The 20,385-nt window shown below is 52.6% G+C and carries 20 protein-coding genes; 8 read left to right on the top strand and 12 right to left on the bottom strand.

Annotation, left to right across the window (positions count from 1 at the left end):
* The first annotated feature begins 52 nt into the window (after nucleotides 1–52).
* From pgl to KEM39_RS11500, 5 genes are all read left to right on the top strand, one after another.
* Nucleotides 53–748 (top strand): 6-phosphogluconolactonase, encoded by a 696-nt coding sequence (gene pgl / locus KEM39_RS03710; RefSeq protein ID WP_118996903.1) that lies wholly within the window; start codon nucleotides 53–55, stop codon nucleotides 746–748.
* Complete coding sequence (locus KEM39_RS03705) at nucleotides 729–1,715, top strand: glucokinase (protein ID WP_118825731.1); 987 nt, start codon at nucleotides 729–731, stop codon at nucleotides 1,713–1,715. Before pgl ends, KEM39_RS03705 begins: the two co-directional genes overlap by 20 nt.
* Before the next feature lie 49 nt (nucleotides 1,716–1,764).
* A complete protein-coding gene (gene hexR, locus KEM39_RS03700) occupies nucleotides 1,765–2,613 on the top strand; it encodes a DNA-binding transcriptional regulator HexR (RefSeq protein ID WP_002213148.1) in 849 nt (282 codons plus the stop codon).
* Between the two features lie 120 nt (nucleotides 2,614–2,733).
* Nucleotides 2,734–4,380, top strand: a complete 1,647-nt coding sequence (gene pgi, locus KEM39_RS03695; protein WP_118996902.1) for a glucose-6-phosphate isomerase — start codon at nucleotides 2,734–2,736, stop codon at nucleotides 4,378–4,380.
* A 216-nt stretch (nucleotides 4,381–4,596) separates the two neighbouring features.
* Entirely contained in the window at nucleotides 4,597–5,799 is a 1,203-nt protein-coding gene (locus KEM39_RS11500; RefSeq protein ID WP_118996900.1) for a DUF1311 domain-containing protein, read from the top strand.
* A gap of 180 nt (nucleotides 5,800–5,979) precedes the next feature.
* Here KEM39_RS11500 and KEM39_RS03685 read toward each other — a convergent pair whose 3' ends face one another.
* The 3 genes from KEM39_RS03685 to KEM39_RS03675 all read right to left on the bottom strand — a co-directional run bounded on the left by KEM39_RS03685 (nucleotide 5,980) and on the right by KEM39_RS03675 (nucleotide 9,679).
* Entirely contained in the window at nucleotides 5,980–6,513 is a 534-nt protein-coding gene (locus KEM39_RS03685) for a C40 family peptidase (RefSeq protein ID WP_025458328.1), read from the bottom strand.
* A 55-nt stretch (nucleotides 6,514–6,568) separates the two neighbouring features.
* On the bottom strand, nucleotides 6,569–8,095 hold the full coding sequence (locus KEM39_RS03680) for a phospholipase D family protein (protein WP_118996899.1): 1,527 nt from the start codon (nucleotides 8,093–8,095) through the stop codon (nucleotides 6,569–6,571).
* Nucleotides 8,096–8,203: 108 nt separating this feature from the next.
* Complete coding sequence (locus KEM39_RS03675) at nucleotides 8,204–9,679, bottom strand: MFS transporter (protein WP_418029938.1); 1,476 nt, start codon at nucleotides 9,677–9,679, stop codon at nucleotides 8,204–8,206.
* Between the two features lie 214 nt (nucleotides 9,680–9,893).
* Here KEM39_RS03675 and KEM39_RS03670 point away from each other — a divergent pair, with 214 nt between their 5' ends.
* From KEM39_RS03670 to KEM39_RS03660, 3 genes are read left to right on the top strand one after another with little or no spacing between them, the layout of a single operon-like run.
* Nucleotides 9,894–10,673, top strand: a complete 780-nt coding sequence (locus KEM39_RS03670; RefSeq protein ID WP_211709610.1) for a (Fe-S)-binding protein — start codon at nucleotides 9,894–9,896, stop codon at nucleotides 10,671–10,673.
* Entirely contained in the window at nucleotides 10,670–11,371 is a 702-nt protein-coding gene (locus tag KEM39_RS03665; protein WP_211709608.1) for a LutC/YkgG family protein, read from the top strand. The genes KEM39_RS03670 and KEM39_RS03665 overlap by 4 nt, the downstream gene beginning before the upstream one ends.
* Nucleotides 11,368–12,822: a LutB/LldF family L-lactate oxidation iron-sulfur protein gene (locus KEM39_RS03660; protein WP_211709606.1), complete on the top strand. Its 1,455-nt coding sequence runs from the start codon at nucleotides 11,368–11,370 to the stop codon at nucleotides 12,820–12,822. The genes KEM39_RS03665 and KEM39_RS03660 overlap by 4 nt, the downstream gene beginning before the upstream one ends.
* 132 nt (nucleotides 12,823–12,954) lie before the next feature.
* On the opposite strand, the gene KEM39_RS03655 is transcribed toward KEM39_RS03660, so the two are convergent.
* The 9 genes from KEM39_RS03655 to KEM39_RS03615 form a co-directional block, all read right to left on the bottom strand.
* A complete protein-coding gene (locus KEM39_RS03655; protein WP_118996895.1) occupies nucleotides 12,955–13,221 on the bottom strand; it encodes a DUF2513 domain-containing protein in 267 nt (88 codons plus the stop codon).
* 1,334 nt (nucleotides 13,222–14,555) lie between these two features.
* The gene (locus KEM39_RS03650; RefSeq protein ID WP_118996894.1) at nucleotides 14,556–14,867 is read right to left on the bottom strand and encodes a helix-turn-helix domain-containing protein; all 312 of its coding nucleotides are present in this window, start codon (nucleotides 14,865–14,867) and stop codon (nucleotides 14,556–14,558) included.
* Nucleotides 14,864–15,232, bottom strand: coding sequence for a type II toxin-antitoxin system RelE/ParE family toxin (locus tag KEM39_RS03645; protein WP_118996893.1), 369 nt, complete (start codon nucleotides 15,230–15,232; stop codon nucleotides 14,864–14,866). The genes KEM39_RS03650 and KEM39_RS03645 overlap by 4 nt, the downstream gene beginning before the upstream one ends.
* Nucleotides 15,233–15,557: 325 nt before the next feature.
* Nucleotides 15,558–15,875, bottom strand: coding sequence for a helix-turn-helix domain-containing protein (locus KEM39_RS03640; RefSeq protein WP_118996892.1), 318 nt, complete (start codon nucleotides 15,873–15,875; stop codon nucleotides 15,558–15,560).
* Complete coding sequence (locus KEM39_RS03635; protein WP_118996891.1) at nucleotides 15,872–16,210, bottom strand: type II toxin-antitoxin system RelE/ParE family toxin; 339 nt, start codon at nucleotides 16,208–16,210, stop codon at nucleotides 15,872–15,874. The genes KEM39_RS03640 and KEM39_RS03635 overlap by 4 nt, the downstream gene beginning before the upstream one ends.
* 517 nt (nucleotides 16,211–16,727) lie before the next feature.
* On the bottom strand, nucleotides 16,728–18,470 hold the full coding sequence (locus KEM39_RS03630; protein WP_118996986.1) for a DUF927 domain-containing protein: 1,743 nt from the start codon (nucleotides 18,468–18,470) through the stop codon (nucleotides 16,728–16,730).
* 118 nt (nucleotides 18,471–18,588) lie between these two features.
* Entirely contained in the window at nucleotides 18,589–19,641 is a 1,053-nt protein-coding gene (locus tag KEM39_RS03625; protein ID WP_118996890.1) for a primase-helicase zinc-binding domain-containing protein, read from the bottom strand.
* Nucleotides 19,638–19,859, bottom strand: a complete 222-nt coding sequence (locus KEM39_RS03620) for a hypothetical protein (RefSeq protein WP_118996889.1) — start codon at nucleotides 19,857–19,859, stop codon at nucleotides 19,638–19,640. Before KEM39_RS03620 ends, KEM39_RS03625 begins: the two co-directional genes overlap by 4 nt.
* Nucleotides 19,860–20,012: 153 nt before the next feature.
* Entirely contained in the window at nucleotides 20,013–20,375 is a 363-nt protein-coding gene (locus KEM39_RS03615) for a hypothetical protein (protein WP_118996888.1), read from the bottom strand.
* Nucleotides 20,376–20,385: the final 10 nt, after the last annotated feature.

Here is a 20,385-nt window from a genome sequence, read left to right as displayed (position 1 = left end):
AACCCGTTTCCATAACGGAATATGCCGTCTGAAATAAAAAAAGGACACAAATATGTTTGTTTGGCACGAATACGAAAATGCGGCAGAAGCGGCGCAGTCTTTGGCTGACGCAGTGGCGGATGCTTTGCAGGGCGCACTGGACGAGAAGGGCGGTGCGGTGTTGGCAGTTTCCGGCGGACGTTCGCCGATTGCATTTTTCAACGCCCTGTCGCAAAAAGATTTGGATTGGAAAAACGTCGGCATCACCTTGGCAGATGAACGCATCGTGCCGACCGTCCACGCCGACAGCAATACCGGTCTGGTGCGCGAATACCTGTTGAAGAACAAGGCGGAAGCGGCAATGTGGATTCCTATGGTGGAAGACGGAAAAACTGAAACCGAATTACATCCCGATGCTGTTGTCGATTATGCACTGAAACATTACAAACAGCCCGATGTTTTGGTTTTGGGTATGGGAAACGACGGGCATACGGCTTCGATTTTCCCGAAAGCTCCGCAGTTTCAGACGGCAATCGACGGTTCGGCAGGTGTCGCGTTGGTGCATACCACGCCCGTTACCGCGCCGCACGAGCGCGTCAGCATGACCTTGGATGCGATTGCCCATACGGGGCATGTGTTTTTGGCGATACGGGGCGAAGAGAAAAAAGCCGTGTTCGATCAAGCCGCACAAGGCGAAAACCGCGAACATCCGATCAGCTTTGTATTGAACCGCCAAGGAGTGAACTGCCATGTCTTCTACGCCGAATAAACAAGCCGGATATCCCCGATTGGTCGCCGACATCGGCGGTACGAATGCACGCTTTGCTCTGGAAACCGCGCCGCGCGTCATCGAAAAAACCGCCGTGCTTCCGTGTAAGGACTACGATACGGTTACCGATGCGGTGCGTGCCTATCTGAACCAAAGCGGTGCAACAGGCGTACGGCACGCGGCATTTGCCATCGCCAACCCGATTTTGGGCGACTGGGTGCAGATGACCAACCACCATTGGGCGTTTTCCATCGAAACCGCCCGTCAGGCTTTGGGGCTGGACACCCTCATCCTTTTGAACGACTTTACCGCGCAGGCATTGGCGGTAACGCAGACTTCAAGCAAAGACCTGATGCAGGTAGGCGGGCAAAAGCCTGTCGAATTTGCCCCCAAAGCCGTTATCGGTCCCGGTACCGGCTTGGGCGTGAGCGGATTGGTGCACAGCCCCGCAGGCTGGGTGGCTTTGGCAGGCGAGGGCGGGCATACCAGTTTCCCGCCGTTTGACGATATGGAAGTGCTGATTTGGCAGTACGCCAAAAACAAATACGGCCATGTTTCCGCCGAACGCTTTTTGAGCGGCGCGGGCTTGAGCTTGGTTTACGAGGCTTTGGCTGCAAAACAGAAAGCCAAACCCGCCAAACTGATGCCGTCTGAAATCACGGAAAAGGCTTTGAGCGGCGCGTCGCCTTTGTGCCGTCAGACTTTGGACATCTTCTGCGCCATGCTCGGCACGGTTGCTTCCAACCTCGCCCTGACGCTGGGCGCACGCGGCGGCGTGTACCTGTGCGGCGGCATTATTCCCCGCGTGTTGGAATACTTCAAAACTTCCCCGTTCCGCAGCCGTTTCGAGAACAAGGGCAGGTTTGAAGCATATCTTGCCGCGATTCCCGTGTATGTCGTCTTGAGCGAGTTTCCTGGAATTTCCGGTGCGGCTGCGGCTCTCGACAACCATTTGAGAAACGTTTAACCACAGCGGCTCCTTGCAGCGGGGCTGCATTATCGAAGGGCATATCATTATGTTAAGCAAAATCAGCGAATCACTGGCAAACCTTTCCGGTGCGGAACGCAAAGTCGCCGAATGTGCATTGGCGGAACCCAAATGGTTCGTCCATGCCGCCGTTGCCGAAATTGCCGAACGTGCGTCCGTCAGCCAGCCGACCGTCATCCGATTCTGCCGCAGCTTGGGTTATAAAGGGCTGCCCGAGTTCAAGCTCGCCTTGTCCGCCAGCATCGGTCATGAGGGTATGCCCTATGTCCACGAAGAACTCAACGCCGACGACGATATGGCAAGCGTGGTCGAGAAAGTGTTGGGCAATGCCGCCGCCTCGCTGTTGGGCGAACGCCGTTTCCTGAAAGAATCGGAGCTGGAAAACGCCATTGCCACGCTGATGCACGCCCGCCGCGTTGAGTTTTACGGTGTGGGCAATTCCGGCATTGTGGCACAGGACGCGCAACACAAGTTTTTCCGTTTCGGAATGTCCACGGTCGCCTATGTCGATACGCACACTCAGCTGATGGCAGCATCCGTTTTGAGCGATCAGGATGTTTTGGTTGCCATTTCCAACACGGGTTCGTCTATCGAACTTTTGGATGCGGTCAGCATCGCCAAAGAAAACGGCGCGTCTGTCATCGCACTGACCCGCAACGATTCGCCTCTGGCGCAACTTGCCGACTGCGTGTTGAGCGTTGCCACACAGGAAAATGCCGAACTCTACACGCCCATGGTTTCCCGCCTCTTGCAGCTTGCCGTCATCGACATTCTCGCCATCGGACTTGCCCTGCGCTTGGGCGATGCTGCCAGCCTGCAATTGCAGAAAAGCAAAAAAAGCATACACAACAAGCACATCGATTACGACAAAGATTGACCTTCAGACGGTATCCCACAAATGCCGTCTGAAATGCCGAACAACGGTCGTCGGCGGCTTGCGGCAGTTTCCGGCAGCCTTTTCATCCCACAACAAAAAACCTCATTCAGGAGCATACAGATGAAACACCTTCACGACTTACCCGCATGGTCGAAATTGTGGAACCACTTTGACGACAGCAAAACATTGCATATGCGCGAAATGTTTGAGCAAGATCCGCAGCGTGCGGAACGCTACTGGCTGCAGGTCGGCGGACTGACGCTGGACTATTCCAAAAACCGCATCAACGACGAAACCATGTCGCTTTTGTTCGAGTTGGCGCGTGAAGCAGGCGTGCCGGAGCGGATGCGGCAGATGTTCCACGGCGAAAAAATCAATACGACGGAAAACCGCGCCGTCCTCCACGTCGCCCTTCGCAACCGCACCAATTCGCCGATTGTGGTTGACGGTGAAGATGTGATGCCAAAAGTCAACCGCGTTTTGCAACGTATGGGCGAATTTGCACACGAAGTCCGCAGTGGAAGCTGGCTGGGCTATACCAACCAAGTCATTACCGACGTTGTCAACATCGGCATCGGCGGATCGGATTTGGGCCCGTTGATGATGTGTACCGCGCTCAAACCTTTCGGTCATCCACGCCTCAATATGCACTTCGTCTCCAACGTGGACGGCTCGCAACTGCGCGACGTATTGTCCAAAGTCCACCCCGAAACCACGCTGTTCATTATCGCCTCCAAAACCTTTACCACGCAGGAAACGCTGACCAACGCGCTGACCGCGCGCGAATGGTTTTTGAATCATGCGGGCGATGAAAGTGCCGTCGCCAAACATTTCGTTGCTGTTTCCACCAACCAAAAAGCCGTTGCCGAATTCGGCATCGACACCGCCAATATGTTTGAATTTTGGGACTGGGTCGGCGGCCGGTACAGCCTGTGGTCCGCCATCGGATTGCCGATTATGCTGTATCTCGGCGAAGAAAACTTCATCGAAATGCTCAACGGCGCGCACCTGATGGACCAACATTTCATCAACACTCCGCTCGAGCGCAACCTGCCCGCCATCCTCGCCCTTATCGGCATCTGGTACATCAACTACTACGGCGGCGGAAGCCACGTCATCGCACCTTACGACCAACACCTCCACCGCCTGCCCAAATTCATCCAGCAGCTCGATATGGAAAGCAACGGCAAACAGGTTACGTTGGACGGCAAAGCAGTCGGACACGAAACCTCGCCGATTATTTGGGGCGAAACGGGCATCAACGGCCAGCACGCCTTCTTCCAACTGCTGCACCAAGGCACGCACATCACCCCCATCGACCTCATCGCCTCGCTTGAAAAACGCAGCAACCTGCCCGGACACCACGAAATCCTGCTTGCCAACGTCTTCGCCCAAGCAGAAGCCTTTATGCGCGGCAAAACCCCCGACGAAGTCCGCGCCGAACTCAAAGCGCAGGGTATGGATGAGGCGCGTATCGAAGAGCTGGTTCCGCACAAAACCTTCTCCGGCAACCGCCCGACCAACCTCATCCTGATGGATAAGGTCAACCCCCGCAATATGGGCAGCCTGATTGCCATGTACGAACACAAAACCTTCGTCCAAGGCATCATTTGGGGCATCAACAGCTTCGACCAGTGGGGCGTGGAACTCGGCAAACAACTGGCTAAAACTATTTTGGGCGAACTGACCGGCGAAACCGTGCCGCAAAAGCACGACAGCTCGACCGAACGCCTGATTAACCTCTACCTGCAGACCAACCTCAAATAAAACCTGAGGCAAAATGCCGTCTGAACGCCGACCGTTTCAGACGGCATTTTTATCGAATAGGAAAACCGTCGGTAAACTTGCAGAGCGTGTGCAATCCCGATATGATGGTTTGCATAAATTTAAACATGTATGTTCCGCAGCCATGTACTTCAAGTGCCGTAGCGTGTGTGGAAATACGCAACAGACAGTCCGTGTTTGGACGGCAAAGGAAATCCGATGAAAAAAAACTTACCCGCACTGGCATTGGCAAGTATGCTGATTTTGTCGGGCTGCGACCGTTTGGGTATAAGCAATCCGTTTTTCGAGAAGGAGGTTTCCTGCGGAAGCGAAGAGTCTAAAGAGATTTTGGTCAAACTTGTCCGCGACAATGTCGAAGGGGAAACCGTCAAAACTTTTGACGACGATGCATTCAAAGACCAGGCATTTGCCGATATCGGCATATCGCATATCCGTAGCATGGTCGAACGTTTGGGCATAACCGTCGATGAAGTCCGAACCACCGAAAAAACCGACACGTCCAGCAAACTCAAATGTGAAGCCACGTTGAAACTGGACGTGCCCGACGATGTTGTCGATTATGCCGTCGCCGCCAACCAATCCATAGGCAACAGCTATAAGAAAACGCCCGACTTTTTTGAACGCTACTACCGTAAAGAAGGCGCGTATTACATCAAAACCATTTCTTACAGCGTCCAGCCGACAGACGACAAAAGTAAAATCTTTGCCGAACTGAATCAGGCATACGATATCATCCATCCGCTCAGCGAGCTGGTGTCTATGGCACTGATTAAAGAGCCGCTGGACAAAGCGAAACAAAGGAACGAAGAACTTGAAGCGGCAGAAGCCGCCGCGCAGGAAGCGAGGGAGGAAGAAGAAGCGGCGGCGCAGGAGGCATTGAGCCAAGAACAGGAGGCAGCCCGCGTATCAGAATGGGAGGAGCGCTACAAATTGTCGCGCGGCGAGTTTGAACAATTTTGGAAAGGTCTGCCGCAAACTGTACAGAATAAACTGCAAGCTTCGCAGAAAACATGGAAAAGCGGTATGGACAAAATCTGTGCCAACAATGCGAAAGCCGAAGGTGAAACGCCAAACGGCATAAAAGTCAGCGAACTGGCATGCAAAACGGTGGAAACCGAAGCACGCTTGGAAGAGCTGCACAACCGTAAAAAAGCCCTTATCGACGAAATGGTCAGGGAAGCGGACAAGAAAGAAAGAACTGCCAAAGCGGCTCTGAACAGCGCGGTTCAGGCACTGCCCGCCGATATTGCCGAAACCGTCATGCCCGAGTACCGCAACTGGCAAAACGGTTTGAATGCCAAATGCGCCGACGGCGACGAATACGGCGTGGCACAATCCGACTGCCGTACCAGAGAAATCAATGCGAAAACCAAAGAAATCCAAGGTTATCTGATTAACTGACCTTCGATTTGAAGATGCCGTCTGAAATGCTTTTGCGTTTCAGACGGCATTTTTTGTCGGGATGGCAATTTTGAACAGCGACCGTTTTTTGTCGGGTATAAATGCCCGACTTACGGCTGCGGGTTGAAGCCGTAGGGCACATTGCCATACTGCCGTTTGTTTTGTTGCGGTGTGTTGCCGCTATTCTGTAAAGAAAGTATGTGCGCCGAGGTAGTTTTTGGCGTAAAACGGTGTGGAGAGTTTTTCGGTTTTGATGGTTTTGCCGCTGCTGGGGGCATGGATGAATTCTCCGTTGCCGATGTAGAGTCCGACGTGTGAGTAGCGGTGCGCGCCGCCGGTGTTGAAGAATACGAGGTCGCCGGCCTTGAGGCGGCTGTCGGGAATTTTGCGGCTTGCCGCCGCCATGTCGCGGGCGGTGCGCGGCAGCTTGACGTTGAGGGCGTTTTTGTAAACGAATTGGATCATGCCGCTGCAATCGAAGCCGGTTGCGGTGCTGCTGCCGCCCCATTTGTAGGGCGTGCCGATAAGTCCGAGGCTGTGGAGCATGAGTTCCTGCGAGCCTTGTGTGCGGTCGATGTGGCTGATGCGGACGGCTTGGATTTGCCGGACTGTCTGTTTGGGTTTCGGTTGGCGGTGTTTGCCGGAGGTTGTGCCGCATGAGGCGAGGAGCAGTGCGCTGAGACAGAGGAAAAGGGTTTTGTCGAGGGGAAACATGGTTTTTCCTTTGCGGGTTCTGATATGCCGTCTGAAGGTGTTTCAGACGGCATTTCTATAATAAACCTTCTATGGGCAGCAGGGATAGGATTTTTGCGGCGATGCGTTTCCAAAGTTTGGCTTCGGGTTCGTTCGGGTAGGTTTTTCGGGTGGCGGGATCGTGCCATTGCAGGCGGTTGTGTTTGTCGAGGGTAACGCGGTAGGCGTATTCGGGCGTGGTATCGGCAAGGGTGCGCTCCATCTGTTCTGCGATTTTGGGGCTTTCGATGACGACACCCATTTCAGTATTGAGCCGTGCGGAACGAGGGTCGAGGTTGAATGAGCCGATGAAGATGCGTTTGCCGTCCACGATGAAGGTTTTGGCATGCAGGCTGGTTACGGAGCTGCCGGTCAGGCCTTTGTCTTTTGTAGCGGGGACGGCATGGTTGGGTTGCAGCTCGTAGAGTTTGATGCCGGCTTTGAGCAGCGGTTTTCGGTATTTGACGTAGCCGGAATGGACGGCGGCAACATCGGTCGCCTGTAGCGAGTTGGTCAGAACGGTAACGTCTATGCCGTCCTGCACCAGTTTTGCCAGTGCGTCTGTGCCGGATTTTGTGGGGACGAAATAGGGTGAAACCAGATAGACGCTTTTTTCGGGCTGTTTGAGCGCGTCTTGCAGCCGCCCGGCAATCGGCGGTTTGCGGCGGTCGCGGTCGAGTCCTTTTGCAGGGTCGTCGCTGATCAGGCGGGTTTGGACGCTCTGCCAGTCGATGCGTCCTGTCTGTATTTTCCGGTAGAGGGGCGACTGTTCGACGGTTTCGCGGTAGCGCAGGAGCGCGTGTCTGGACGTTTCGTCGTTGTATCCGAGTGCTTGAAGACCCTTGCCGATGTCGCCGCTGCGGATGATGCGCGTGGCGTTGTGGGCGGAATGGCTTGCCCAGTAGCGGTCGAAGTCGTGCGATACTTCGCCGACGACGCTGCCGGTGGCGAGGATGTCCAGATCGGCGAAAACGGTGTCCTCACCGACTTTGAAGTATTCGTCGCCGATATTGCGTCCGCCGAGTATGGTGGCGCGGTTGTCGGCGGTAAAGGATTTGTTGTGCATGCGGCGGTTGAGGCGGGGGAAGTCGGTCAGGTAGCCGAGTGCGCGCCATTTGCGTAGGACGAAGGGGTTGAACAGGCGCACTTCGATATTGGGATGGCTGTCGAGGGCAAGCAGGAGATCGTCCAAGCCGCGCGTGTTGTTGTCGTCCAACAGCAGGCGTACGCGCACGCCGCGTTCTGCGGCAAGGTATATGAGGTTGAACAGAAGTCTGCCGGAAATGTCGTTGCGCCAGATGTAGTATTGCAAATCGAGGCTGTGTTCGGCAGATTCGATAAGGGCGGCGCGGGCGGCAAAGGCTTCGTGGGGGTCGTCGAGCAAGTAAATGTCGGACAGGCGGCTGTCGGACGGGAAATGGCGGATGTGCAGGACTTTATCCAAACGGACGGGGGAAGCAGTGTCAAAATGGCGGCTTTCCGTGCGTTCGTCCAAGGGCGGCAGCCATGCGGCGCACGAGCAGAGCAGGAGGAACAACAGGGGAAGGAGGCTGCGTGTTTTCATAGGAAATCGGTTCAGACGGCATTGCCTGTGTTTTGGGTTGGCGCACATGGAAGTGCGACATCATAATCCAAACGTTGAAACGGGTAAAAGTTTTGCGTGCGGACCGCTTCAGGACGGTGTATTCCGTGTCAGGTTGGTGCCGTCTGAAACGTGCAGCCGATTGAATACCAGCGATGAGGCAAGGGTGATGCCGCCGATGCTGAGCAGGGTCATACGGAAGGCGGAATGCAGACCTGAAGAAGCCGGTATCAGAAATGTCCAGTTTTTAAGGATTAATGCGCCGGTAACAATGCCCATGCTGATGGCAAGCTGTTGGTTGACCGCCATCAGGCTGTTGCCGCTGCCGGTCTGTTGCGGGCGCAAATCGGCGAGGGTCAGTGTGTTCATGGCAGAAAACTGTAGGGAGTTGCACGCGCCGATCGCCAGCGAGAGGAAAATCCAAATCCACAGCGGCGAGTTTCCGTCAGGCAGGGCGAGCAGCATGATGAAGGCGGCAAGCAGCTTGGTGTTCCAAAGCAGTACCGTGCGGTAGCCGAAACGTTTCATGAGCGGTGCAATCAGCGGTTTGACCAGCAGCGAAGACAAGGCGACGGGTGCGACCAGCCAACCCGACAGGCTTGCGCCGAAGCCGAAAGCGACTTGAAACATCAGGGGCATCAGAAAAGGAATCGAGCTGATGCCGAGACGGCTGAACAGATTGCCCGCCAATCCCAAACGGAATGTGCGTATCAGGAACAAATCGGCGGAATAAATCGGGCGCGCCGCCGTTTTCATATGTTTGAAATAAGCCCGGGCGGACAGCAAACCCGCACACAGCGCAGACAAGGTCAAAAACAGGGGCAGCCCGTGGGACAAGCCCTCCATTGCCGACAGCAGCAGGCAGGCGGCAGCCGAAAAAATCAAATAACCCTTAAAATCCAAAGAAGTATCGCCGCCCTTAATATCGGGCATAATATTCCTTCCCAATACGAGGCCCAGCAGCCCGATGGGCAGGTTGAGCAGGAAAATCCAGTGCCACGAAGCATATTCGGCAAGATAGCCGCCCGCCACGGGCCCTAAAACCGGCCCGATCAATGCAGGCATAACCGCATAATTAATAGCATTGAGCAGCTTCGATTTTTCATACGCGCGCAAGATGGTCAGGCGCGGAATCGGAACCAGCATCGAACCGCCTACGCCCTGGACGATGCGCGAGACTGCCAACTCGGGCAGCGATTCGGATGCGGCGCACAATGCCGACCCGAACATAAAGAGGGCGATTGAGCCGAAAAAAACCTTCTTCGTTCCAAACCTGTCTGCCAAATAACCGCTTAAAGGCATCAGCAGGGCAACGGTCAAAGTATAGGAAACAACCGCCAACTGCATATTTAAAGGCGGCTCGTCCAAATCGGCGGCAATTTCGGGCAGGGCGGTATTTAAAATAGTCGCGTCCAGCATCTGCATAAAAATGGCAACCGCCAGCAGAAGCGGCAGACCGGAAGACGGGGCGCGGGCGGATAAGGCGTTTTTTTCCATAAGGCGATTGTACCCCATTCTCACACCGCGACCGCTTCCAAATGCCGTCCGAACGGCGGAAAAGCGCAATCATTACACGTTTACAAATAAATGAAATGTCGTTTTATCATAATGATTACTATTATCAAAAAACAGGGAAAGCAAGGTGCGGCAAGCATCGGCTCGGGAAGCTGCAAGAAAAATCAGATTATTTTTTAAAATTATACTTGACCCGCAACAGTCAATTACTTAAAGTACCCGCTTAACTTCCGACAGAAAAACGGGCATCCCCGTCCACAAAAAAATGAGCGCAATCACCCCACCCAAAATCATTACATTCGACAGCAAACCGACAGATGTCTATTTTTTCGGCACTTGCGTCCTCGATCTCTTTATGCCCGAAGCCGGTATGGATGCCATTACCTTAATCGAGCAACAGGGCATACGGGTTCATTTCCCGATGGCGCAAAGCTGCTGCGGCCAGCCCGCCTATTCATCCGGCCATCCGACCGAAGCCTTCGATGTCGCCAAAGCGCAACTCGACCTTTTCCCCGAGGAGTGGCCGATTGTCGTACCGTCCGGTTCGTGCGGCGGTATGATGAAACACCATTGGCCGACGCTGTTTAAAGGCAGCGAGTACGAGGAAAGGGCTGTGGATTGCGCCGGCCGCATCATCGAGTTTACCCATTTCCTGCTTGCCATCGGCTACAAGCCCGAAGACAAAGGCAAACCCGTCAAAGTCGCCGTCCATACCTCCTGCGCCGCCCGCCGCGAAATGAACGTCCATCTTTCGGGCTGGCAGCTGATCGACGGTATGGAAAACGTCGAGCGCGTCGTTCACGACCACGAAAGCGAGTGTTGCGGCTTCGGCGGCACATTCTCCGTCAAACAGGCCGACATTTCCGGCGCGATGGTAACCGACAAAGTCGCCGCGCTGAAAGAAACCGGCGCGACTGAAATCATCAGCGCGGACTGCGGCTGTATGATGAACATCGGCGGCAAAATCGCCAAGGACGAACCGGATATGCCGCGTCCGAAGCATATCGCATCCTTCTTGTTGGAACGCACCGGAGACAAAGTATGAGCGCGCGCGAAAATATTTTGGCAAAACTGAAAAAAGCCGGCGCGTTGCCGATGGAAGAGCCTGCGGTTTTTGATTATTACCGCGAAAAGGGTGTTTCTTGGGACAGCGAGGTTGAGCGTCTGAAACATTGGGCTGCCGCAATGCGCGCGGTCAAAACCGAAATTTATTGGGTGACGAAAAGCAATTGGATGCAGGTTTTCCGCGAAGCGGCAGAAGGCAAGGGTTTGAAAAACATCCTGCTGCCCTTGGCGACCGAACACGGACAAACCGCCCGTGCCGCATTGGCGGGCAGCAATATCGAACCGATTGCCTTCGAGCGCGAAATCGATACTTGGAAAACCGAGTTTTTCGCGAACATTGATGCAGGCTTCAGCGGCGCGCAATGCGGCATCGCCCGTACCGGTACGCTGATGCTGTTTTCCAGCCCCGAAGAACCGCGCACTTTAAGCCTCGTCCCGCCCGTGCATTTCTGCCTGTTTGATACGGCGAAAATGTATAACGAATTTCACAACGCCGTCGAAGGCGAAAAACTGGTTGAAAACGGTATGCCGACCAATGTTTTCCTGATTTCCGGCCCGTCCAAAACCGCAGACATCCAGCTGACGCTTGCTTACGGTGCGCACGGCCCGCGCGATTTGGTCATCCTCGCCATCCTGCCCGACCACATTTCCCCTGCCGATTTGGAGGAAAACGTATGACTACGCAAACCATCAAATTTCATATGAAGCCGGAAACGTTCAAGCAAAACGCCGCAATTTCCCTTCAAGACAAGCCTTTGCGTAAGAGCCTGCGTACCGCGATGGATATGCTGATGACCAAGCGCAAAGCTGTTTTGACCGACGAAGAAGAGCTGCAAAGCCTGCGCGATTTGTGCGAACACATCCGTCAACGCTCATTGTCCAAATTGCCCGCCCTGCTGGAGCAGTTGGAAGAAAACCTGACCAGGCTGGGCGTGAAAGTGCACTGGGCAGAAACCCCTGCCGAAGCCTGCCAAATTATCCACGACATCATCACAGCCAAAAACGGCAAGCTGATGGTCAAAGGCAAATCGATGGTTAGCGAGGAAATCGAACTGAACCATTATCTTGAAGCAAAAGGCATTAAAGCGGTAGAAAGCGACTTGGGCGAGTTCATCGTCCAAATGGCAGGCGAAAAACCGACCCATATCGTGATGCCCGCCATTCACAAAACCAAAGAACAGGTTAGCGAACTGTTCCACCAAAACCTCGGCACACCGCTTACAGACGACGTGGACCAACTGACCGGCTTCGCCCGCAAAGCCCTGCGCGATATTTACAGCACTGCCGATGTCGGCTTGAGCGGCGTAAACTTCGCCGTTGCCGAAACGGGCACGCTGTGTCTGGTCGAAAACGAAGGCAATGGCCGCTTGAGTACTACCGTTCCGCCCGTGCATATCGCTATTACCGGCATTGAAAAAGTGGTGGCGAAATTGTCCGACATCCCACCCTTGTACAGTCTGCTGCCGCGCTCCGCCATCGGTCAGAACGTCACAACCTATTTCAATATGATTACCGGCCCGCGCCGCAGTGAAGAATTAGACGGTCCGCAGGAAATGCACTTGGTTCTGCTCGACAACGGCCGCAGCCAGGCTTATGCCGAAGACCAAATGCGCCGCACCCTGCAATGTATCCGTTGCGGCGCGTGTATGAACCATTGTCCGGTTTATACCCGTATCGGCGGCGCGGCATACGGCACCACCTATCCCGGTCCGATTGGCGAGATTATTTCCCCGCACCTGTTGGGTCTGGATGCCACCCGCGACCTGCCGACCGCCTGCACGATGTGCGGCGCGTGTGTGGAAGTCTGTCCGGTACGCATCCCGATTACCGAACAAATGCAGCGGCTTCGTGTCGAAGCGCAACGTTCGCCGACCGAAACCGTGCCTCATCCCATCCGCGGACAAGGCGCATCGCATACCTTCGGCGAACAAATGGCGTGGCGCACATTCAACGGCATTTTCAGCGGCAGCAAAACCTACCGCGCCTTCGGTTGGGCAGCCACCAAGTTCCGCAACCTGACCCCGCGCAAACAGTTGGGTTGGACGGATAACCATGTCCCAATGAAACCTGCCAAGAAAACGCTACATGAAATGATGGCGGAGAAAAACCGTAAAAAAGAAAAAGTATAAGCAATCTGTTTATAAAAATGCCGTCTGAAAATATTTCAGACGGCATTTGCTTGGTTATTCGGCTTTGAATTTTGGGTCGGCTTCCGACAGCCGTAGGGCGGCATTGCCATGCCGCCGTTCAAACCCTTGCATTTACACCTCCAACAGTTTCAGTGCGGCGGCTTTGATGGCTTCAAAAGACAAATCTACCGCCTTTTCCTTCAACAGGCTGCGGATGCACCGCCAAGCCGTATCGCTGCGGATGGAAGCGAGAAACTCATGCCTCGCCCACGTCAGGCGGATTCTGTAATAGGCAAACCCATTGCCCTGCTGATCGCGGTTGCATTTGTCCGCAATCAGTTCGCCATGTATCAAGAGCCACAGATGATATGCGGCTTCTTCCTTTGTCCAACCTTCGATACAGGTGGAAACGAGTCAGCAGTTGGGGTTGGGTTCATTTTCCAATTCGGTCAGGATATGGCGTATCAAATCCCAGTCGCGTTTCACTTTTTATCCTTGAAGATGTTTTAAAGGCCGTCTGAAACGGTTTCAGACGGCCTTTTGGTTATGCGGATTTTAATCCCAGGTCTGCTTCCGGAGCGGTTTTCAAATCGGACTTGTACGGTTTGACCCACTCGGACTTTTCAGCCGCCTCAAGTATCCATTTGCACACACGGACGAATGCTGCAGCGGACAAATCCGCAATCAAAAATACGCTGCCTACAACTCGCTCTGCATCTGCTCGGCTGCCTCCCTGTCAATTCCAGCCGACAGATAGTCCAACAATTCGGACGGGGCGGTTTTTCCACTTAAAAATACTTTTATTTCTCAGCTGACATACAGTTCAGACGGCATGACCTACTCCGATATTTTTATCAATAAGCAGACTTTATCCCACTGTTCTTGCGGCAATGACAACACATACCGCAACAATGACTTTGCGGTATTACCCCGCCACCCGGTTGATTTCATCCCGGCATATATAGGCGCAATTCATACGGGCGGGCGCATACATGGGGGGAACTGCAACAGGGCGCGTGTTTGCGGATAGCTTGTGTAAGCACAAAAGTGTGTAACAGCCTGATAATTGGCTGGAAGCTTGCAGCTTTTTGCATTGCCGATTTGTCGGCAGTAATGTTGGCTTTGGCATTTTCTTCTGTTTTAAGATAACTTGTGGCAAGCTTCCCCCATAAATGATGAAAATTCAGGTATAGCCCGTCGTATCCGAGGCAATAAAAAAGCCCTGAAACTGTTATATTTCAAGGCTTTATGAGTATTGCAGGATACTGCTGAAAATAGGGTATGGTGGAGGCGGGGTCAACCGTACTTTAAACTTAACTTATTGATTTAAATATAATCAAGTTTTTGTTTCTGGTAAAAGTTACCCCAAAAGTTACCCCATAACTTAAAGGTAGGGGTATTTTTTTGCACTGTTTACCCTTTGTCAGATTGTCAGTTTAAGCCGTTTGTTTGGCGTGGGCAAAAACATTTTTTTTGGTATTTCTGCTAAGCTGTGAAATATGGTTTGATTGCAACACCAGCAATTACGCGCCGTCTTGTGGGCTGATGTTTGCCTTAAGGGGTATTTCAGTGTTTCCAGTTGTTAAGCAAAATTTAATAACTGCCATATTGCCGCCATGTGGTATCTGAAAAATGGCAAGTGGCTTTTTGTGTCGGTCAGTTTCTGCACGGCATGGGAAAGCCGCCTTATTTCGGCGGCTCTGCGTGGTTTAAGATTAACCCTATACAATCGGCTATGCGATGGCTTCAATACCCTTGTTTTTGACGATGGTAAGCAGTTTCAACGCCGCGCCGCTTGGCTTTTTAACACCCCGCTCCCATGCTGAAACATGGTTTTTCCCCACGTTGAGATAGATAGCAAAGGCGGCTTGTGATAGTGCCTCCTTCTCCCTGATTGCCTTGATGTCCCCGCCGCTCAACGGTTTGATTTCGGTCAGGCATGATTTATCAAAATCGCGCATGGTCTTTTTGTCGATTACGCCGATGTCGTGCAATGCGCTTGCTATGCTGTGGATGCTCTCACTTACGGGGCTTTTGTATTTCATGATTCTATCTCCGTTAATTGCTTTTTCTGTTTCAGGCTCTCTATCTGCCCGTCGTTCAATGACTGGCTTTCCGCTGCCAATGCTTTAAAGAAAATCGTTTCTTGCACGCTGATGTTTTCTTGCTCTGACTTTGCGAAGCCATGCGCAAAAAAAGCCTTATCCCCGCGTTTGAATAGAATAATGCTCCTATATCCGCCGCGTCTGCCTTGCCCTTGCCGCGCTATGCGCTGCTTAATCACGCCGCCGCCAAGGTCTGCGTCTATCAGTCCGTTACCCGCCCGCTCTACCGCTTCCAGCAGCTCGGAATCACTGATTTTATGTTTCTTGGCAAATTTTTCAAAAGCTCGGTATTTGTAAATCTTCATTTTCTACTGCTTTCGTATCACGCTAAGTATTATATACAGTAGAACAAAACACGGCAAGCCGCCTTTTTTATGCACCGCAATTTCTGCATTTGTGCCGTCTGAAACACCAGCGGCTAACTTGATTATTTTTTAATCAATCGCTTCCAATGGCTCAAATTTGCGTTTTTAGCGCGTTTTTCCGCCTGCCTATGCCCGTAATATATCCAATCGGTTTAACCGCCATTACTGCTCAAATTTGGCGCGTTTCCGTGTGTTTTGGCTTTGTGTGGGTGTGAAAAATCCCCGTTCCTGTCGGTCATACGGGGATGTTTTCGGCGGCTTTCCGCTATGCTCTGATATTCAGTTCGGCGGTTTTCCCCGTTTTAGCAAGCATGGTTAACAGTGCGTCTATCGTGAACTTGCTGATTTTTCCGTTTACCAAGTCGGAAACGCGCGGGCGGCTGGTGTTGAAGATTTCTGCCGCCTGCTCCTGTTTTAAATCCTGCTCCCTTATCCATTCGCTTACACTTTGGGCTAATTGCAACTTGGTTTTAATTATCATGTCGCTGTGTGCCTTGAGTTTTGCAGCTTCATCGGCGGAAAATCCTAAATCAGCAAAAACATTGCCGCCAACAGGCGTAATATGCGTGGTTTTTGATGTCATTTTGCTATCTCCTGTATCAATGCCCTATATCGGCTCTTGATGATTGCTGTGTCTTTCGGGGCGGTTTTTTGGCTCTTTTTTTGGAAGCTGTGCAATACATAGACGGCTTTTTCAAACTTAGCCACATAAACCACTCTAAACGCTCCATCGGGCAAACGTTTTCTAAGTTCCATAACCCCGCTGCCAAGACTAATCATCGGTTTAAAGTCTGTCGGCTCTAAGCCATTTTGGATTAACCCCAACTCATAACCAAAATGCTTTACCGCCTCAAGCGGGAATGCTTTGAGGTCTTCCAGTGATGTATCACGCCATTCAATCGGCTTTTCTCTGTTCATGTATCAAATTTTATACAAATAAGCAGCAAGGGGCAAGAATAAAAAAAGCGTATATACACAAAAAAACGCAAAAATCGTTTGTTACCTTGTTACCAATGGCTGAAAGCCTTGTCAGTTATGGCTTTCATGGTAACAAGACACATATCTTAACCTTGTTACCGTTTGTTACCGCCTCTGTTTTTTGGATGTAACCATATGAATATAAAGGGGTAACAAATGGTAACAAATCGGTAACAAGTAAATTTATGTTCATTTGTTACCGTTTTTTCTTTATTTTTATATTGATATTCATATGGTTATAAATGTTAAATTTTGTGGTAACAAAGGTAACAAATGATTTTGCCTCGCGCATAGGGTTTTATCTTTTCGCGTGTCTTGGTCTTCTTTCCTTTTTATGGACTCCAAAAATTCAAGGGCTACATTGTTGGTCTGCTTGATGTTTGGACGTAAAAAAAGCCCGCCTGTATCGATCATGGCGGGCTTGGTTAGTATTTTGGAACTAACCCCATGCAAACGGTCAGTCGTCCAGTTCCATATCGGGGGTCAGCACATAAAACCAGCCGCTACCTTTGCGCTGGTGTTGGTAGCCTTTGTTTTTGTGGTTGTATTTCAGTAATCCCCCGTCTAACAACACGCGGCAGACTTTTTGTTCATCGAAACTTTGGGCGATTTCATCGGCAAAGACACGGCGGATTACCCACAATTCTAATTTCTCCCCCTCCTGTTTCCGATAGCCTGCATGGTCTTTGTTGGTGCTTTTATCGCTCCATTCCATAAACCTCATGCCTAGCGCGTATAAGTCGATAAAGTCCTCTGCCTGCTCAATGATGCGGCGGTCTTCGTGTTTTCCTGCTCCGTTGGCTTCCAGCCATTCGTCAAAGCATTGTTTCACGCCTGCCATGCCTACGCCTACGGGCAAACCAGTAACAGGGGCGGCAAGTTCCAAAGCAGCGGCGGCAAGGGCAAAGCGTTTTGCTACTCTTCGCGCCTGTCCTGATAATTCGGGAATGGTTGCCATAAATGCGGCCATGCGCTCTGTTGCCTGCTGTTTGGCTTGTTCTAGGTCGTCTAAAAGCTGTCGGATAAATAGCCTGCCAGCTACGCCGTGATATTGCTCTGCTGATTCGGCGATATGTTCGCTCAACAATGCGCCGTCTTCAAATCCGTGCAATGTGTCATAAATGCCGTATTGCGCGGCGGCTCTGATACTGGGTAAGCGGGCTGCTTGTCCTGCGTTCCAATCGCCCTTATGGTGCTTCAAGATGGAATCGGGGGTCTTTTCGCCAGTGGAAAACATCATCACTTTCCAGCGGGTCAAAGCACGGTTTCCGCCTTGTTTTGCGCCTTGCACTTTGTTGATTCCGTTCATAACGCTATAAACAGTATCGCCGATAACGTGCGGGCTTGCCTGTCCTATTTCGTCCAACACCAGCAAGCCGTCATTACGGGCGGCGGCTGTGTTGGAAAAGCCTATTTTCGTACCGCTCCAAGACAACAGGCTTCCTGATGGTTTGCCCCATACGCTCAAGGCTACTTTTGCGGCTGTGGTTTTACCGTCTGAAGAATCGCCCATTAAGTGGAAGCCCCCCGATTCTTCGTTTAACAGGGAAAGCAACGGGGCGGCAAATGAAGCCCCCAAAGCAAGGCATAGACGGCTATTCCCTGCCGCGTATCGGGCTATATTTTGTTGCCAGTCGGTAAGCTCCCCGTTTGGCTGATATGCCTTTGCTTGGCTGGTGTCTCCGTTATAGATAATCGCGGGGTCTTTGTCGGTCGCCGTGATGGTTTCCCCGCTAGGCATGATGTAGGTGTCTTTGTGCCAGCCTGCGCGGTCGGTAATGGTGTAAATATCGCCGCCGCCCTGTGTCTGCAAATAGTCGGAAAGCCGTTCACGCTTAACCTTGCCTGATAGGATGTCTATACCGTACTGCCCCAATCTTGCCCAGCACTGCCCTGTTACGATTTCGCCTTTGGGGATGGCGGCGGTTTTGGTTCGCCGTGTGTTAGCGTCCTGCCAGCGTATCACGCGGTAATATGCGCCGTCGTTGTCCGTGCCCCTGCCTATGATGTCAATGGGGGATGACAGTTTTACCGGCGTGGCTTCCTGCGTGTTGCCCTCCCTGTCGGTCTTAACGCCGATATACCATACGCCCGAACTGTCCACGTTGTAGCGCGGCTGTGCAAACGGCGCGGCAAATTCCGACATATCGCCCAACGGGGCGGTTTCTTCTGCGAAATTCGGCTTTACATCTTTACACATAGTGTTAAAATCTCCTGTATGGGTTTGGTTGCCTTTCGCGGTTTTCCGCGTTTGGTTTCCGCTTGATAAATAATCCATTGCCGCCTACAAATGCCGCCTGTTTTTCAGACGGCATTTTTTACGCCTTGCCGCTGCGTTTGCGGTCGTTCAATTCGTCCAGCGCGTCATAGCCTGCCGTGCCGCTTATCCAGTATCGGACGGCTATCCCGCCGCTTTGGGCGCGTTTTGCCAGGCTTAATGCCGCCGTTTCCCCTACGGGGCGCGGTGCGTCGTGGTCTGCGATAACGGCAAGCTCTTTAATGCCGTCTGAAAGCTCCAGCCGCTTCATGCCGTTTGCGCTTAGGGCGGCGCATAAGCCCCAATCATGGGCGTTGAACAATTCACGCGCGGCTAAGGCGGTCTCTATGCCCTCCGCTACCATCAGCCGCCCGTTTTCAGGGACGGGGAACAGGTAAACCGCCCCGCCCGTCATTGCGCCCTGTTTGCGGCTTCGCATTTTCTTGGCGGGCAAATCTTCGCCCGTTTGGGGGTGCTTAATCCGCGCTTTGGCAAAGCCGCCGCCCCGTTGTGCTTCCAGATAGGTAATGTGCAAACCGCAAACAATGCCGCCGCGTGTGGAAGCCGCTATTGCCGCATGGAAACGCCCGATGAACAGCGGTTTGCCGTCCTCTCCCTGCGTCCAATATTCCATGCCTGCATGATGGCGGATGTTTTCAGGGGGATATGCCGCGTTTAAGCCGCGTGATGTCCAATACTGGACAACGGGGCAATCGGGCGTTATCGGCTCTGCTCCGTCCCACAATGCGGCAAGTTTGCCGATATGGTCTTTTTCGGGGCGCGGTTGAGGCTGTGGGCGCGTTGCCGGTATCGGTAAGGGGTTTGCATTGTCCATGCCTAAAATGCCCGAAACCTGCTTTAATGCCGTCTGAAAATCGCAACCTAGAAAGTGCATAACCAAGCCGAAACCGTCGCCCGCTCCGTTCTCCCAATGGGTGCAAATGAATGTGCCTTTGCCGTCCTTGTCGTCGTATCTGAAGCGGTCTTCGCCTCCACACGCGGGGCAGGGCTGGTGTTTGTTGCGTAAAAACTTAGGGGCTATGCCGATGGCGGCGTGTATTTCCTGCCAGCGGTAACGCGCGGCGGCTTTGATGTCTTGGTAAGTCGGTTTCATTTTTCCGCCTCCTCCGATACAGGCTCTAACACAACACCAGCCATCGGGTCGGTCTCCCATATCGCGGGCGTTTGCGGCTGCGTCTCAACAGGGGGCGGAATATCCGCCGCGTGGTTTTCGGGGGCGTGGTGCGTCATGCCTGCAAAGGCAAAACCGAAAATCAGGAAAACCGCCGCCCCTGCATATGGCGTTTTGCGCGGTCTGTTGTCTTGTCTCATGGCTTTTTCTCCTGTGCCAATGTTTGGAATAAGCCTAAACCCGAAACCTCAAACATAGATAAATCAATGTGTTATCTAAAACATAGGTTTGAGTTTACCCCTGCCGCCTAAAAATAGGCGGCATGGCGGTTTAGGTTTTACAGGGTTTGGGGGTTATTTCGCGCCGTGGGTTTGGCTGTAAATTTCGTTGTTTAAATCCGTTGCGGTTTCAAACAGGCTGAAAGGGTGAAGCTCTGCCAGTGTCTCCACTTCGTTCTTGGCGGCTTTGATGAGGTTTCGTGCGGCTAAAGAGAAGGATTGCCGTTTTCCCTGCTCCGTGTGTTGGTCGATAGCAATATTTGACAGGATTTCGGCTGCGTCGAGGATGGCGGCAAGGTTTTCAGAGGCGAGGCCTGCGTAAAAGCAAGCGTCTGCCGCGTCGTTTGCCAGCTTGTGGGGGATGGTTACCGTTTGGGCTTGGTTTTGAGTGTTTTGAGTTTGGTTTGATGGTACTGCTTGAGAAAAATTGCTTTGCATTTGGAATGCT

Origin of the sequence: Neisseria sp. Marseille-Q1983 (assembly GCF_018224585.1) — a bacterium.
In the GTDB taxonomy this organism is placed as follows: Bacteria; Pseudomonadota; Gammaproteobacteria; order Burkholderiales; family Neisseriaceae; genus Neisseria; species Neisseria polysaccharea.
The sequence above is the reverse complement of the archived record's forward strand: the minus strand, read 5'-3'. Positions and strand labels throughout refer to the sequence as shown.